General features: G+C 55.3%; 13 protein-coding genes. 8 read left to right on the forward strand and 5 right to left on the reverse strand.

The annotated features are described in order from the left end of the window. Nucleotides 1–197: 197 nt before the first annotated feature. The 3 genes from WC598_RS04885 to WC598_RS04895 all read left to right on the forward strand — a co-directional run bounded on the left by WC598_RS04885 (nucleotide 198) and on the right by WC598_RS04895 (nucleotide 2,073). Nucleotides 198–944: a sensor histidine kinase gene (locus tag WC598_RS04885; RefSeq protein ID WP_372960356.1), complete on the forward strand. Its 747-nt coding sequence runs from the start codon at nucleotides 198–200 to the stop codon at nucleotides 942–944. Between the two features lie 169 nt (nucleotides 945–1,113). Then, nucleotides 1,114–1,587, forward strand: coding sequence for a hypothetical protein (locus WC598_RS04890; RefSeq protein ID WP_372960357.1), 474 nt, complete (start codon nucleotides 1,114–1,116; stop codon nucleotides 1,585–1,587). Nucleotides 1,588–1,632: 45 nt separating this feature from the next. Beyond that, the gene (locus tag WC598_RS04895; protein ID WP_372960358.1) at nucleotides 1,633–2,073 is read left to right on the forward strand and encodes a hypothetical protein; all 441 of its coding nucleotides are present in this window, start codon (nucleotides 1,633–1,635) and stop codon (nucleotides 2,071–2,073) included. A gap of 228 nt (nucleotides 2,074–2,301) precedes the next feature. Here WC598_RS04895 and WC598_RS04900 read toward each other — a convergent pair whose 3' ends face one another. Next, the gene (locus tag WC598_RS04900; protein WP_372960359.1) at nucleotides 2,302–4,641 is read right to left on the reverse strand and encodes an Eco57I restriction-modification methylase domain-containing protein; all 2,340 of its coding nucleotides are present in this window, start codon (nucleotides 4,639–4,641) and stop codon (nucleotides 2,302–2,304) included. A gap of 231 nt (nucleotides 4,642–4,872) precedes the next feature. Here WC598_RS04900 and WC598_RS04905 point away from each other — a divergent pair, with 231 nt between their 5' ends. Continuing rightward, nucleotides 4,873–6,390 (forward strand): methyl-accepting chemotaxis protein, encoded by a 1,518-nt coding sequence (locus WC598_RS04905; protein ID WP_372960360.1) that lies wholly within the window; start codon nucleotides 4,873–4,875, stop codon nucleotides 6,388–6,390. 15 nt (nucleotides 6,391–6,405) lie between these two features. Beyond that, nucleotides 6,406–6,942, forward strand: a complete 537-nt coding sequence (locus tag WC598_RS04910; protein ID WP_372960361.1) for a chemotaxis protein CheW — start codon at nucleotides 6,406–6,408, stop codon at nucleotides 6,940–6,942. A gap of 446 nt (nucleotides 6,943–7,388) precedes the next feature. On the opposite strand, the gene WC598_RS04915 is transcribed toward WC598_RS04910, so the two are convergent. Next, nucleotides 7,389–8,837: a DHA2 family efflux MFS transporter permease subunit gene (locus tag WC598_RS04915; protein WP_372960362.1), complete on the reverse strand. Its 1,449-nt coding sequence runs from the start codon at nucleotides 8,835–8,837 to the stop codon at nucleotides 7,389–7,391. Nucleotides 8,838–9,138: 301 nt separating this feature from the next. Here WC598_RS04915 and WC598_RS04920 point away from each other — a divergent pair, with 301 nt between their 5' ends. From WC598_RS04920 to WC598_RS04930, 3 genes are all read left to right on the forward strand, one after another. After that, complete coding sequence (locus tag WC598_RS04920) at nucleotides 9,139–10,563, forward strand: CorA family divalent cation transporter (protein ID WP_372960363.1); 1,425 nt, start codon at nucleotides 9,139–9,141, stop codon at nucleotides 10,561–10,563. Between the two features lie 19 nt (nucleotides 10,564–10,582). Next, entirely contained in the window at nucleotides 10,583–11,134 is a 552-nt protein-coding gene (locus tag WC598_RS04925) for a hypothetical protein (RefSeq protein ID WP_372960364.1), read from the forward strand. Between the two features lie 98 nt (nucleotides 11,135–11,232). Further along, complete coding sequence (locus WC598_RS04930) at nucleotides 11,233–11,775, forward strand: HdeD family acid-resistance protein (protein WP_372960365.1); 543 nt, start codon at nucleotides 11,233–11,235, stop codon at nucleotides 11,773–11,775. Nucleotides 11,776–12,018: 243 nt separating this feature from the next. On the opposite strand, the gene WC598_RS04935 is transcribed toward WC598_RS04930, so the two are convergent. The 3 genes from WC598_RS04935 to WC598_RS04945 are packed head-to-tail and all read right to left on the reverse strand — an operon-like array spanning nucleotide 12,019 to nucleotide 16,525. Further along, nucleotides 12,019–12,933 (reverse strand): polyphosphate kinase 2 family protein, encoded by a 915-nt coding sequence (locus tag WC598_RS04935; RefSeq protein ID WP_372960366.1) that lies wholly within the window; start codon nucleotides 12,931–12,933, stop codon nucleotides 12,019–12,021. A 38-nt stretch (nucleotides 12,934–12,971) separates the two neighbouring features. Beyond that, nucleotides 12,972–14,801: an ABC transporter ATP-binding protein gene (locus WC598_RS04940; RefSeq protein ID WP_372960367.1), complete on the reverse strand. Its 1,830-nt coding sequence runs from the start codon at nucleotides 14,799–14,801 to the stop codon at nucleotides 12,972–12,974. Then, a complete protein-coding gene (locus WC598_RS04945) occupies nucleotides 14,798–16,525 on the reverse strand; it encodes an ABC transporter ATP-binding protein (RefSeq protein WP_372960368.1) in 1,728 nt (575 codons plus the stop codon). The genes WC598_RS04940 and WC598_RS04945 overlap by 4 nt, the downstream gene beginning before the upstream one ends. Nucleotides 16,526–16,719: the final 194 nt, after the last annotated feature.

Below are 16,719 nucleotides of genomic sequence, written 5' to 3' on the forward strand. Positions count from 1 at the left end.
ATCCGTGAATTCTCAAAGCAAACGGTTTATCGTGAATCTGGAGGACGAAACTCTGGACATCCTCAACATCATGGGTCCCGCTTTTAGAAATTATTATTTCGTTAGGGAGTCCTGCGAAATGTAGGATCACGATCTGTATCGGAATTTACCTGGTCATCCGGGAGATCATCCTCCGTGTCAGAACCGAAGAGAAACTCATGGCCGGGCAGCTCGGGCTTGAGCGCCGCGTAGATGATCGGACTGCAGATCTCAGAGCATCCAACCGGGAACTGACTGCATCAGAGGAGGCACTCCTTCAGGCAAATAAGAAACTCGCAATGCTCAGCAGCATTACCCGGCACGATATCCTCAACCAGCTCACAGGTTTAAGGACATATATTGAACTCTCAAAAGGAGTGGTGACCGACCCGGTATTACTTGGATACATTCAGAAGGAAGAACAGGCTGCAGAAGCTATCCAGTGGCAGATCGAATTTACCAGGAACTACCAGGATATCGGAGGACAGGCGCCGAGATGGCAGTCCCTGCCGGACACGATTCATACGGCAATCAGTCAACTCAAACCCTCCGGAATAACGATCAATGTAGCCGTTGATTGTGTGGAGGTTTTTGCAGATCCCCTCCTGGAGAAGGTCTTTTACAACCTGATGGAGAACTCTCTTCGTCATGGAGAACACGTGACCTGCATGGATTATGCCTTTGCGAAAACTGCAAGCGGGCTCAACCTGACGTATACCGACGATGGTGTTGGGGTAGGTGCAGAGGATAAGAAAAAACTTTTCCAGAAAGGGTTTGGCAGGCATACCGGTCTTGGCCTCTTCCTTTCCAGGGAGATCCTTGCGATCACCGGTATCACCATCCGCGAGACCGGAGAGCCGGGCACAGGAGCCCGGTTCGAGATAGCGGTGCCAAAAGAGGCGTACCGGCATCTTCCAAAACACTAATCGTATCCCGAATAACGGAACTGGTTCAGATGAATTGGCCGGAGTGGGATCGCATCGGATCCCGATGTCGGGCATTAAAAACGGAAAATATATCTTCTTTTGTAGATTTACATAAAGATATAATTAAAAACATATATTGCGCGGGGTTGTTACTACTAGGGAGGGACGGATGAGAGAAAAGAGGCAGAACGTTACAATTGGCAGAGCAAAAAAATTTGCAGAGCGGCAGGGGTACCGCTGGGTTTCCAACCCGGATGCAGACATGCCATTCGATGCACTGGTGTACCGGGGCAATGATATGATCGTTGTCCGGATCCGGGCGAGCTGCAATGCCCCGGGCGATTATAATTTCTCCGGCGGATTTTTCAAGGAAGAGTTCCGGATCTTCAACGCGCTGCCGTTTCCGCCATACCTGCCCCGCGAGGTCTGGGTGGGGTTCACCGTGAGCCGGAACTTTTGTCGTTTCCGGATCTTCAATAACAAGTTCCTGGAAATTGCTATGACCGATCGGGTAAAGCCGTTCTTTGAGATGCCGGAGGGCGTCAGCTCTCCAGCATGGATCCCCTCATTCCCGGGAGACGGGGGGAATGTAAGACCTTCCAGGACCCCGTCTGGCAATTCGGGGGTCCACTTCAGTCAGTGAGCACGGTTTTTTGGTTTTCGTATACAATGGAACGGGAGTAAGATCATGCGGGGACGAACACAGGCAGACCTGAAAAGTGAAGGAAAAAAGCTGGCAAAACATATGGGGTACCACTGGGCAGAGAATACCGATCCTTCCGTGAAATTCGACGGCCTGATGTACCGGGCGAACAGGATGGTTGCGGTGATGCTCATGAAATGCCGGTACGGGCTTGATGATGACTGCATTATTGAAGATAAATTCCCGGAAGAGGTTGTCGCTCTCCGTATCCTCCCGCTCCCGCCGTACGTTCTCCGCGAGCTCTGGGTCCGGACCCAGAACGAGCGGGCCTTTAGGAGGTTCAGCATAGTTACGGACACGACCGCTGAGATCGAAGAGAATACTGCCGAGAACTACCGGAACACTCATTTCCGGGAAAAGTACTGGAAGAAGGCCCCGTACCGGATCGAGATCCCTCTCCGTAAGGATGACCAGAAAAAAGGCTGAAGTCAAAAAACCCTGAAAAACTGTCCGTTTGCCAAAAGGACGATCCTCACTTCCGGCTGGAGTGGAAATGTTGTCCACGCCCATGGAAAATATCGCAATTTGGGGTTGTTTTTAAAATTAAGACAAAATTAACCCCACTTCAACCTGCAAAATAGCGGTCCTGCAGCAGCCCCTTTTTCTGAGGGGGAGGGTAGCACGGTCAGGATGAACCGGGGGCCTGTTTCCAGATCACGACGGGAAACCCGATTCCACCACCGCGATCTCCTCCGGAGTCAGCCCGTACAGCTCATAGACCAGCGCATCGATCCGGACCTCCGTTGCATCGAGGTCCTGCTGCACGAACCGGCGCTCCTGATCGGTCTTCGCCTGCGGGAGATAATGGTTGAGTTCAAGGATGTGCGTAACCAGCGATACCATCCTGTTGTGCCGGGTCCTGTCCGCGAGCTTCTCGAAGTCAGTGACGTAAACAGGGAATCTCCCGACAGCGGCCGGGCTGATATGATAGCCCCGTTCCGTAAGCGGACAGGTGCGGGTGAGAACAAACCTTGCGAGCGCTGAGTTCAGGATCCCGAGAAGGAACGGATCATTCCGGGGAATCGCAAGGAGTGTATCCGTGATCGCATAGGTACCATCCCCATCATAACAGAATGAAGGGCGGTTCTGGTACGGCGGGAAGATAATTTTTGGTCGGATCTCTTCTGATTCCGGATTGAGAATGGAAATACCTGAAGCGGGATCCGTATTCTCCCAAATGCCATCACGCGGGGATGTATTGCCGCGATCGCTCAGCACATGTTCAAGGTAGGTAACGAGTGCCCAGCACTTCCGGAGAGAGCGGGGATCGCGGATGAGCAGAACAAACTTTTCCGGCCGAGCCGGCACGTATCGACGGATATCGGCCGGGCGCAAAAGCGGGATGAAAAAATGCCGGCACCACCCCGCGTTCTTCGAAAGCCGGGTCTTTGTTGCACGATCCAGTACGAAGGGGTTGTTTCTGATCCGATGTATGCCGGCCTCGATATCTTCCAGGATGTAATGATCGAGCGGCGTTCCCATCCTCTGAATTTTCTCAAGAATATCGGCAGTTCGTGTATCCTCGAGAATCCATCCCCCGTCACCCAGAAGGCGCTGGTCAAGCGTGAAATTCCGGATACCGGCCGGGTCCGGTGCTACAACAAACGGCCGGTCGGGGGGCTGATTCCGGAGCGAGAGGGCATACACCGGCACCTCGCCATCCGGCAGGTGCCGGGTTCTGCCGGTGGAGGCGATCGATTCGATCTGGCGGGAGAGGAGGAGGCGCCGGAGCGGCCGGGCGTTCTGGGATCGCAGGAACGTACCGGGTACAAGAACCGTAATCTTCCCGCCGGGCTTCAGGAGCGAAAGCGCCCGTTCAATGAAATAGCCGAACAGTCCGGCGGAAACGGCATAGGCATCGTAATGCGTCTGGAAATATTCCTCACGGGCCGGAACCGCAAACGGCCGGTAGGGAGGGGGTGCACCGATCACCGCATCGAAACCGCCCTCTGCAAGAATTTCGGGAAACGTTTCCTGCCAGCTGAGCGGGTTGACTTTCCGGCGCTCATCCACATTGAAGGGGAAGACGGGTTTTCCGGAGAAATAATCCGGCGCAATAAGGGCGTTGCCGCACCGCACGGTCTTTGTCAGGCACGTACAGACATCGCGGATTATCCCCGGTGTTATTGCAGAGCCGGCACACCGGCTCTCGTCAAGGAACGCAAACAACAGGACCAGCCGGGCTGCACTCACGGATTCGGGATCAATGTCGGTACCAAAAACGGAACTGCCTGAAAGGTCCTGCAGGATCGCCAGAATTTCTTCCGGGCGATCGAGAGACCGGGTGTTTTTGCGGACAAGGAACCGGTATGTCGCAAGCAGGAAGAGCCCCGAGCCACAGGCCATATCAAGAATCCGGCAGGGAGGCTCCCCGCCCATGGCGGATCTGCCGGATGATCCGGCAGCCGCGTTGCTCACCACGTGCTCTACAATTTTCTGTGGAGGAACATCCACCGAGCCGGTATAGAGCAGGGCGGATTTGCCGATACGGTTCACGCGACAGCCTTCCCCAAGCTGCATTCTTATTCCAAGGAAGGGTTCGAGAACGGCTGCGAATTCTTCTGGAGACAGGCGGGCAACGGGAGCGGGTATATCCGCCGAATCCATCCTGCCGATGATCCCGCGAAGGGTATCATCGGAAAGGGAGGGAAACCGGCGGGTGCCTTCCGGCCCGCGTTCAAAGAACGCTTCCGGTACGAGCCCGGCATCCGAGCAGGCCCGGGCCATACGCTTTGCAATCCCGTCACACCCTGCAAGGGTAGCGAGCGTGCCCGGTTCAACAAACCCGCATTCCTGGCCGGTTTTAAGAAAGAGGATCTGGAAGAGGGAAGAGACCGTGAGATAATTCAGGTCCGGATCAGTAACCGTGTGATGGTCCTGCACGAGCCGGCGGGCAAGAAGATCGCGGCCGGACTCCATAACGGAGAGAAGAGCCGCAGGCTGGTCGGACGGAGACGCTGAGGCGCTAGTATCGGATCCCGGCAGTCTCGGCATTGAGATAATAATTACACCCTGTACCGATATCTTTGTCGCGTTGTTGCAACCAATCAGGAATTGAGTAAATATGCCATACTGGAGAAAAAATACACGTTTCGAAATTACTGATGCACAGCCAGCATCCGCAGCCGGTCTTTCGTTGTATCCACAGCACCGGTTCAAATATAAAGGTTAAATAGATTTTATGACAACAGGAAAACACCATAACGATTATCAAACGTGATACCCATGGACGACAATCTCGCAAAAATTCAGAGACGGGCAGACGCCCTCCTTCACCAGAGCCCCTACCCGACAGCGCTCTGGGATACCAACCTCAAGATGGTGGACACGAACGATGCATTCCTCCGGTTGACCGGCTACCGCCGGGACGATCTCATGAGGATGACTCCAAAGGACTTCAAAGTGGTCGCATCCTCCGGCGAAGGTTTTGCCGAAGCAACAAAACACAGGCGCATTGCCTCGGGAGAGGCAACCTTCGATTTCTCCACGGGCAGGAAGATGGTGGTCCGCCATACCGTTCCCCTCTACGATCAGAACGGGGCACTGGAGAATGTCCTCACCATCTACCAGGACGTGACGGAAGAGCGCAGACATCTCGAAGAGATCAGGGCAGAACATGAACGTTCGGCCAAGATCATGGCGTATATGGAACGCGAAGTGGACCAGCTCTCCGTTGTGTACGGAAAGGCTGCGGGAGGGGACCTGACCGCACGGTACGATCTCAGCCCCTCGGACGATGACACCCAGGCAGTCCATCTCATCATCAGAAAACTCCAGGAAGCCGTGAGGGGGATCATCACCAACCTCCAGAAGAACATCGGAGACGTCAACCGGAAGATGGAGAACTTAACCTCCACGGCCCAGAATGCCACCCAGAGTGTTGAAGATGCATCCAAAGGCGTCCAGCAGATAGCCGTGAACACGTCCAAAGTCAGCGACAACACGACAAAGATCGCAGATGGCATCGAGCAGATAACCAAAGCCATGCAGGACATGAGTGCCGCGGTGGAAGAGATCACGTCCAGCATGGAGTCGGTGTCCGTGCTCTCAAAGGAGACTGACGACCTCTCCATAAAGGGCGCCGAACTTGCAAAGAACGCGGAGAGGAGCATGGTGGAGATCGCCAGCACATCGGAGAAGGTCTTTGTCATTGTGCAGGACGTTGAGAAGCAGATGGGGGAGATCACGAAAATTGTCGGGATTATCCGGGACCTCGCCAACCAGACCAACCTCCTTGCCCTGAACGCGGCAATAGAAGCCGCCCGGGCCGGGGATGCCGGCCGGGGTTTTGCCGTTGTGGCAACGGAAGTGAAGTCGCTTGCACAGGAGTCGCGGAACTCCGCGGAGAAGATCGAGGATATGATAGCCGCCCTGCAGAAGAGCACGCAGAACGCTGCAACGGCCATGGGCAAGAGCAGGGAAGTTGTCGCAAAAGGCGAGAAGATGGTCTCCGAGACGGTCATATCGTTCCAGAACATTGCAAAGGCTGTCGACAAGGTGGCCAAGAGCGCCTCGGAAGTTGCTGCAGCAACGGAAGAGCAGGCCGCAACAACGGAGGAAGTGACGGCAAACATCACCGAGCTGGCAGGTTTCGTTGACAAGACGGCACAGGAAGCTTCCGATGCTGCTGCGGCAACGGAAGAGTCCTCGGCCGCACTGGACGAGATCACCCGCATGGTCCAGACCGTTTCCTCGATAGCCGTGGAAGTCACCGATACCAACAGGAAATTCAAGGTCGCCTGAACGGGAGGAGAGAGAATGGCAACAAAAAACGGGCAGAGTTCTGAAGAGGCTGGTGCCGCACCGGCCAAGGCCGGTGGGATCAAGAGGGCCGAAAGCATCCAGGTCGTGGTCTTCACCCTGGGAGACGAGCTGTTTGCCATCGACCTGTTCGATGTCAAAGAGGTTGTTGAGTTCACCACCATCACAAAACTCCCGAACGTGCCTCCGTACATCCGGGGCATTATCGACCTTCGCGGGGAGATCACCTCCATTATTGACCTCAAATACCGGCTGAATATTGCAGCGGAAAGCCAGGAGCTGCCGGACACCTCAAGGATCATTGTTCTCGACAGCAACATCACCCGCGCAAAGACCGGCATCCTTGTGGACGATGTCACCTCGGTATCCACGTTCGAGGGATCGCAGGTGGATTATACATCAGCATCCGTGAGCAACGAGGATACCAGTATCATCGGCATCATCAAGCGGAAAGTCAAGAAACAGGAGAAGGAAAAGAACGAGCTGATCATCTGGATCGATATCCGACGGCTCCTTGGCGATTTCGATACGTGAGTGACGGCAGGAACCGGTGCAGGGATCTCATGGACGGATTTCCATTGGTGTACGGACGGGGTGATCCGGTCATCCTTTATTCCGATTTCAGCGTACCGGATCTCGCGGACAAAAAAAGGCAGGGCGGTATTTTTCCCCACACCGCACCAGAAGGTCTTCTCTCCCATCCCGTCCGGGATTTCCTCGCTATAGTCTTTGCAGCCAATGAGAGAGTCCGCCCTCTGCGCTGCAGGGATAACCGGAGAAAATTTACCGTTTTTTCATGCCGGACTGCCGGATCGCTTTGTCCCTCTTGAAAACTGCTTTGCGAATTCATAAGCCGGCGTATATTCCATACGGGCCGGAGGCATGTTCCGGTTCAATACCGCTCATTTGCCGGAGATTCTCCACAGTTAAAAAAAAGGTGATTTTTCCGGAACCCGTTCCGGAACACCATAACTCCCGGGTTAGATCCCAATCCCCGGTTCGCTGCTCTCGCCCGTGGGTTCCTTCCCGGCAACCGCGAGCATCAGGATGATACCGATGATCTCCAGCGCCATGCAGAAGAGAAACGTGGCATCAAACGCACCGGCAAGATCTGCTGCTGACAGCGCATGAGCCGATGAGACTTTGGCAAGTTTTGGCCCTGCTGCAACCGTTGCAACGAGCATGACCGTTGCGACCCCGAGCGAGGAGCCGAGATTTGTCATAACCTTGACAAGACCGCTCGTAGATCCCCGGTCTTTCACCGGGCACTCTCCCATCACCGCACTGTTCAGCGGTGAGAAGGCAATCCCCGTTCCGGCGCCAAGGAGGAAGAGGTAGACAGCGATGTGACCCACGCTGGTATGTCCAGAGATAGTTGAGAGGAAAAACAGGGCAACAGTACAGAGCGCAAAACCGGTGATGATCGGTTTTTTCGTGCCAATCACATCCGAGATCTTGCCGGCAAGCGGGGCCGTCAGGATCATGCCGATGGGCAGCGCCAGCAGGATCGTCCCGGCATCATCTGCCGGGATCTTTTTCACCATCTCCAGGTAGAACGGCATGATGACCATAACACCGGCCATTGCCATCTGGATCAGCATCACGTTGATGTTCTGGAGCGAATACCCCCGGTTCGCAAAGAGGGAGAGGTTGATGAGCGGCTCGTTCGCCCGCCGTTCGAACAGGAAGAACAGGATCCAGAACACTCCCGATACCACCAGGGCCACAGCTCCGAGGAACGGCGCCGCCCCTTCGAGGGTGGTCAGGCCGAAGATAAGGGTTCCGAGAGCAACAAAGACGAGCACGGTCCCTGTATTATCCATCCGGGCTTTCGGAGTAACAGGGTCCAGCCGGGGCAGGATGTGCATACCGAGGATGATGGCGACAACCCCGACCGGCAGGTTCACGAGGAAAATGTACTGCCAGGAGAAGGCGCTCGTGAGGAATCCGCCGACAACCGGGCCAAGGGCAGCCCCGAGCATCGTGAACATGGCAACGATCCCGAGCGCCTGGCCGCGAAGCGAGGCCGAGAGATAGGAGGTGACCATGACCGCACCGAGCGCCGAGATAACGGCCCCGCCGACCGCCTGGAGCATCCGGGAGAGGATCAGGATATCCAGCGTTGGGGAGAGACCGCAGAGTGCCGAGCCGAGCGTGAAGAGGGCAAACCCGCCAAGGAAGATGTTCCGGTAGCCTTTCATATCCCCGAGCCGGGATGCCGCAAGGAGCAGGCTGACGAGGATGATCAGGTACGCGTTGAGCACCCAGGAGACGGCGACGGTTGATACGTCAAACGACTTTGCAATCGCAGGGAGTGCAATGTTGACGATCGTTGCGTCGAGACCGGCCATGAACGAGCCAAGCGCGATGACGATGACGATCATCAGGTCCTTTGGGGACATTTTCTGGGAAGAAGAATTTTCACTCATGCCTATCAGAACCAGATAAAAGGGAATTGGATGGTTTCCCCATAAGAATGCTTCCTCATGCATTTCCGCATGGACAGGATGAGCGGTTAGCGGGACAGGATAAAGCGGTATTTATAAATCAGAAGGACGATGACGATCGTTCATACAGGCCATCCCGGCAGGTTCGGGTGTGCCACCAGGAACAGCAATGCCCACCCCTCCAGAAAAAAAGAGTGTGCGTCCGGATCCAAAAAGGCTGCCCGATACACCGGATGCAGATTCCACCAGTATGCGAATTGCCCAATGGAAGGACTGGGAGGTGATGAGCAGAAGGGAGCGGGCCGGCCAGATGCGGCAGATGGTCAATGATATCTTCTGCGAGCAGGTGATGGGTGGTCTTGCCCTCCTGCTAATCCCCATCCTGATTCTCATGGATTTTACCGGACTCCCGCCGGGAGTCATATCATTCCTCGCCATCCTCGACGTGGCAATCTGGCTCTTCTTCATCCTGGAATATACGTGCCGCCTCCTGGTTGCCGAAGACCGGTGGGGGTACGTATCCTCGCCATGGAACATCCTGTACCTGGTTATCATTGTGGTGCCGGCCATTGCACTTATCCTCGGTGCGGGATACGGCTTTGCCCGGTATTTCCGGGTGCTCCGTTCCATGCAGGCCATCCAGATCCTGTTCTTAGGCAGCAAAACCGTCAGCCGGCACCTTGAAAGAAAAAAGGCCGGCCCGACCAAGGGGGAACCCGCGGCAGGGATGCAGGTCCGGTCCCTTCCCCTTGCCACGCCATCGCCGGCATGGGAACCTGTGATCATAACCAGTACTACCACCACTATCGACCGCAAGGGCAGGTGGATCGATTTTTCCGGGCTGGACCGGTCGGACTTTGCCACCCTCTCCCAGATCACCGCCGTCCCTGTCTACACCCTTGATGTGAAACTCCGGGAACATGCCTTCACCCGTGCCGAGATAACCGGGAACCTGACAACGGTCTTTGTCAGGATACCCCGGATCGTGCAGAAACGGGATACCGGGCGGTCGTGGCAGATCTCCTGGGATGGTATCCTGGCAGCCTATGATCGGGAGGGTGTGATGACCTTCTCCCGCACAAAACTTGCGGTTACAGACCAGGTGATCGCAGCAGCCGGTGCCGAGAAGATCCCCATCTCCGGCCCCGGTATCCTGTATCTTATCGTGCGGGACGAACTCGGCACGCTCGAAGACCTGATCCTTGCAGCGGAAGAGCAGCTTGAATACCTCGAAATGCAGCCGATGAGCCGGCTTCCCCCGAATTTCCTTGCCATGATGTACAATGACCAGAAGGCACTCTCCCGGATCATCTCCGGCCTTCTCCACACGAAGACCGCCCTTGAAGAGATCTGCGAGAACATTGTGGAGGTTTCCGGCAAGGGAACACCGGAGGAGGGACGGCTCCGCTCCCTGATCGACCGCTGTTCCCTGCTTGCCGACAATGCCCAGCATGCGTCGGACTCTTTCACGTGGATGGTGGATTTCTACTTAAACACGACATCGTTCTCTATGAACCATGTGATGAAGGTCCTCGCCGTCCTCACCGCGCTTACCATGGTTCCGGCTATTGTAGGGGGGCTCCTGGGCATGAACCTGATCGGTAACCCTTGGCCGGTAACGCTCGTGCAGATGGTCACAGTCGTGGGTCTTGTGATGGTCCTCACTGCATGGGTCTACTTCAATCTCGGCTGGCTGAAACGTGATTAACTATACGGAAGAGTGGAACATGAACAACAACCAGAAAGAAAACTGTGCTTTGGTAGCGTTCCGGACAATCGCTCATTTCTATGACGCGGATGATCCAACGCCCGAGAGCGGCAGGGAGTTATCGGACCGGGCCGAGAGCGAGATCTTCCTTCAGGTGCTTGCTGCACAGAAAGAAGGGCATGCAGCGCTCTGTGATCAGATCGAGATCATCCTCCCGGCATCCGACCTGACACCGGACCGCCCGGCTGCGATCATCTCTGCGATCCGGGATCATTTCCGGCTCCGGGCAGAGAAGGTACAGCGTGATTCAAAACTTACCGCGAGGGTCGGGCTCCGTGAGATACGGCTCACGGTTGCCGTATGTATTCCCTCGTTCATCGGCATTGCCATCTGTTCCCAGTTCAAGGGGAGCCCTATCACCGAGGTTGTCGAACAGGTGCTCGTGATCTTCTGCTGGGTGACCATCTGGCAGCCGTTCCAGTCGCTCGTGTTCGATCGCTGGACGAAGACGAAGACCGCACAGGTGTACCGGAAGATAGCAGATATGGAAATCCGCGTCCGGCCAGCCTGACCCGATAGTGGCTGCATCGTATTCAGGGTTCACATCTCGCGGCCGATCCAGGTAACAATCTTAAAGAGCATTCCGCGCCGATTCAAACGTGATCCATTATGGACGTTGAAATTCTCACAAAAGGCGGGCTGCTTGCCCGCGGTATCTTTGCACTGATCATCGGGATCCTCTGTTTCACGCTCCCGGTCGGCATGCAGGCCGTCTTTGCGTACATCATCGGTATCTTCCTGCTGATCATCTCGCTTGTCACCGGCGCGATCGCCATCGGCGAGTCAGGCAAGATCCACTGGGGAGTACTTATCCTCTCACTCATCGGTGTGATAATCGCCCTCTTCATGTTCATGTCACCATTCATGATGTTCGTTGCCTTAACCATCCTGATCGCTGCATGGGCAATCATCACCGGTATCGCCGAGCTGGTCATCGCATTCTCACTCAAGGATCTGCCCTTCCGGGTTCTGCTGGGGATCAGCGGGTTCTTCGCCGTCCTCTTCGGTATCCTGATCGGGTTTGCGCCACTCCCGAAGGAAGGTTCACTCGTCCTTATCCTGCTCATCGGCATCTACTGCCTGATCCTTGGCATCATCAGCATCATCACCGGCCTGCTGATGCACAAGGGCGAAGTGATCGCAACCGTATAATACCGGATAGCCGTTACCGGTCTTCCGACAGATTCTTTTTTTATTTTATTGTGACACGGATGAAATTCCCGTCCGTTGATCCTGCAGTCCAGACCGTTTCATGCATTCGATAATTCTGCAGAGCAGCGCCACATAAGGAGAACTGGCACGGGGACAAGGGAATTATTCCGATACATTGCCATCAGCATCCCCCCGGGCAAAAAACAGATCTCCGGTTGAGTGAGTGAAAAAATAATGCAGTTTTTATTCCGCTTCAAGCGTCTTTTTTGCCGCCATGAGCTGCTTGACCTGCTCATCCGAAACCTTGGGATAGGAGAGGTCGAGCCCGCTGATGGCCGAGGTGATAACACTCGCAACAAACGTCCGGGCCATCCACTTGTAGTCTGCCGGGACGATAAACCACGGGGCATAGTCAGTCGATGTTGCCGATAACATCTCCTCGTAGGCTTTCGTGTACTGATCCCAGTACTGCCGCTCGGCGAGATCGGCAGTCGAGAACTTCCAGTATTTTTCCTTGTTGTCGAGACGGGCAAGCAGCCGCTTCTTCTGCTCATCCTTTGAGATGTGGAGGAAGAACTTGAGGATCAGTGTGCCATTCCGGGAGAGGTGCTTCTCAAAGGCATTGATATCCTTGTACCTTCCTTGCCAGAACCCTTTGGCATCCGGCCCGATCTTTTCCGGCAGCACTTCCATTCTCTCCGGGTGCACCCTGACCACCAGCACATCCTCGTAATAGGAGCGGTTGAAGATCCCGATCATCCCGCGTTCCGGCAGTACCTTGGAATACCGCCAGAGGAAATCATGGGCATGATCCTCGGAGCTCGGTACCTTGAAACCATGAACGTCGCATCCCTGCGGATTGACTCCGGACATCACGTGCCGGATCGTGCCGTCTTTCCCGGCGGTATCCATTCCCTGCAATACAATCAGTATGCCATGCTGGTGCGAGGCTGCCAGGAGTTCCTGGGCTTTTGTAAGCGCAGCCCGGTCCCGGTCGAGGAGTTTTTCGAGGAGTTCCTGGGCTGCACCCTCGCTCATCTTTTTGAGCTCGTCATTCTGTACCCAGCCGGAGTCAACTTTTTTCAGCTGGACTTTTTTCCCAGGCTCAACTTTGAACTTCCTGATATAATCCTTGATTTTTGGTCCTTTGACATCCATGAATTTCGCCTCTGATGATGGTAAAAAATCTGGCAGGATTAAATCCCGCTCGACTTTTTCATCCGTTCGTTCGCTGCGATAATATCATCCAGCACTTCTGCGATCTTGCCTTTGTACTGAGCCATGTAGAGGTTGTAATACAGCCCACGCTTTGCCATCAGTTCGTCATGGTTCCCCTGTTCCACAATGGCACCTCCGTCCACGACAAGGATCTTGTCGCTGTCCCTGATCGTGGAGAGCCGGTGGGCAATCGAGAACGAGGTCACCCCTTCCTGGAGTTTCCGGAGCGCTCCCTGGATCACTTTCTCGGTCCTCGTGTCAACGTTCGATGTGGCTTCATCAAGGATCAGCATCCTCGGTTGGGCAAGCATAGCCCGTGCAATCGTCAGGAGCTGCCGCTGGCCCTGCGAGAGATTGGATCCCCCGTCCACAAGCACGGTGTTGTATCCCTGCGGGAGCCGCTGAACGAACGCATCGCAGTCGGCCTGTTTTGCCGCGTCGATGCATTCGGCGTCGGTCGCCCCGTCACGGGCGTACTTGAGATTGTTCATCACCGTATCCGTGAAGAGCAGCGGCTCCTGCTGCACAACGCCTATCTGCCGGCGCAGGCTGTCCTGCGTGACATCGGCGATGTTGATCCCGTCCACGAGGATCTCCCCGCTGTCGATGTCATAGTACCGGGTGAGAATGTTGACGATCGTGCTCTTGCCGGCACCTGTCGGGCCGCAGAGGCCGATCTTCATGCCGGGGGTTGCGACAAAGTTCGCGTCCTTCATCACCCGTCTTCCCGGCACATAACTGAAGTTCACGTCTTTGAAGACGATATCCCCATTGATCCGGGGCAGTGCTTTTGCCCCGGGCTTGTCCCTCACATCAGGTTGCGTATCGAGAACCTCGAACATCCGCCCGGCTCCAATAATGGCAGAGACCCAGAAGTTGTAGTTGAAGAAGATGAACGTGAGCGGAAGGATAAAGAGCAGGCAGAACGAGATCGCGGTCGAGAGCGCGCCTATCGTGATCAGGCCTTCGTTGAGCAGCTTCACGCCAAAGACTGCAACGATGGCAATCGAGATGAACGTCGAGATCAGGCAGAGGGGGCTGATGAAGAGAGCCAGGATATGCGCCCTGGCCCCGGCATGACTGACATCGAGAGATATCCCGGATTCGAGGGAGGAGGAGGTCTTCTGGTGCCGGTTTGCGATCACCGTCCGCTGGCCTTCCAGTGTCTCCTCGATAATGCCGTTCAGGTCCCCGAGCTTGGTCTGGAGCAGGGAAAATGACGGGCCTGATACATGGGCGAGGACAGCAACGAACACGGCAAGCAGCGGGATGACCACCAGTGCGACACCGGCAAGCACCGGGCTGATCAGGATGAGTGCTATGATCGTGATAATGAGCATGAACGTGGACTGGAGGGTCAGGCTGAACGGATTCTGGAAGAGGTTGTTGATGGTGTCCATGTCGTTGGTCAGCCGGCTCATCATCTCTCCGATCGGCTGCTTGTCAAAGAAGCGGAGCGAGAGGGTCTGCATGTGTTCGAACAGGTCCTGCCGGAGCCGGAACAGGGCGTTCTGGGTTACGTCGGTCATCCAGCGAAACGCCGTATACAGGCAGACGAGCGTAACGATACTTAGCCCCAGCATCAGGTAGGCGGTGTTCATGACCGGACCTTTCCCCTGTATAGCAAGACTGTTGATCATGTCACCGAGAAGAACCGGTACCAGCAGGAAAGCTAATGTCCCGATGAACATCAGGAGGAGCGAGGCAAAGAATTTGCCCTTCTGAAGGAAGATATACGTAACCAGTCGCCCGATGGTCCCGGCCTTTTGTTTGTGCACTTTTACGGGGGATTGTGCTGCGTCGGTCATGATAGATCCTCCTTCTTGAGTCCTCCCAGCTGGGAATCGAAGATTTCCTGGTACAGCGGGCTGGATTTGATCAGCTCCTTATGAGTTCCCATCGCAACAATCTCGCCTTTTTCAAGGACGACAATCTTGTCCGCTGCAAGGGCGGTCGAGACCCGGGATGCGACAATCAGGCGGGTGACACCGGAAAGGAATCTGGGCAGGGCATCGAGGATCCTTCCTTCCGTTTCAACATCCACGGCAGAGGTTGAGTCGTCAAGGATAAGGATCTTCGGTTTGACCGTGAAGGCCCGGGCCATTGAGAGCCGCTGCTGCTGGCCACCGGAGAAGTTCTGCCCTTTGCGGGCAACACGGGCATCGTACTTGTCCTGCTGGGCAGCAACAAAGCTGTCGGCATCGGCAACCTGGGCTGCGGCTTGTGCATCGTCATACGTACTGTCGGGCCGGCCGAACCGGATGTTCTCCACGATCGTTCCCGAGAAGAGGAACGCTTTTTGGAGGGCGACAGAAACGATGTTCCGTAAGTTCTCCTGGGGGATCTCTTTGACATCCACACCATCTATCATGACCCGCCCGCCTGATACATCATAGAACCGGGGGATCAGCGATACAAGGGTCGATTTCCCGGATCCGTTTGCTCCCAGAAAGGCAACGGTCTGCCCGGGCTCAATGGTGAGGTTGATGTTTTTGAGGGTCTCGGTTTCTCCCTTTGAATCATACCGGAAATCGACGTTCTCGAAGACAATTTTTCCCACCACGTTCTCCAGGGCATAGTGCCGGGACACCGGGGAGTCCTGCACATCCGGAACCGTATACCAGATCTCTTTCAGGCGTCCGGCAGATGCCTCGGCAGAGACGATCTGGGGCAGGAGCATGGAGAGCTGCCACATCTGGCCGATGATGATGAAGGTGTACTGGAAGAAGGCCAGCATCGCCCCGATCGTTATGGTCCCGGCGGCCACGAGCGGCGACCCGTAAATAACGAGAAGGGTTGTTGCAAGGCCCATGATGAAGAGGGCTGCCGGCATCGTGATGGCGTTGGTGTGGAGCGGGCGGACGTTGGCCCGCCGGTACGCGTCATTGATCGATCGGTATTTATTGATCTCGTAGTCCTGCCGGACAAAAGCCTTGACCACCCGGATGCCTGCCATATCCTCCTGGAGATCATTGTTGACCAGGTCGTATTTCGCCTGCCGGATCTGGAACTGTTTCTGCATCACGTACATCGCGGAGCCGAACGTCGCAATCGAGAGGACGAGGACGATAACAAGGATCCAGAGCAGTTCGGGGCTCGTGATCCCCACCAGGACGAGGGAGACGATGATGGCAAAGGGGGCCATCAGCAGGCTTCTGAGTGAGAGATGGACCCCGATGTTGATCTGGTAGACGTCACTCATCATCCGGGTCAGCAGCTCGCCGGTCGCGGTGCGGTCGAGGTTCCCGAACGAGAAGTTCTGGATCCGGGTAAAAATGCCGTTTCGTATATAGTTACCGGTTGCTTCCGCGATCCGGACCGCATAGACCGTGTTCGCCATACAGAATATGCCGGTAAGGACTGCAAAGAGGGCGATCAGCACCGCGTTCTGTATCACTGCATTGATATTCTGGGCATTGTTGATGATGATCATTACCTGCATCGGGATAAAGATCATGAACGCGACATAGAGAAGAGCAAAGATCTGCGAAATTGCAATCGGTCTCCAGTGGCCGCGATAGATCAACATCATTAATCGCAAGTTCGGAAGGAATACCACAGTATCACCCATCTGACCGGTGATCTGGTGATCAGAGGTCGGTATTTGAGAGAAAGGGGTAAAGAAAGGATAAACATTTCTGGTATTTCTAAAAAATGATTCATGGAATGAAACCACTACAAATCTTTTTACGAACGGGACCGTAAGAAAAGATTCAGGGGATCGGG

The sequence above is a fragment of the Methanoregula sp. genome (assembly GCF_041645475.1).
Lineage (GTDB): Archaea > Halobacteriota > Methanomicrobia > Methanomicrobiales > Methanospirillaceae > Methanoregula.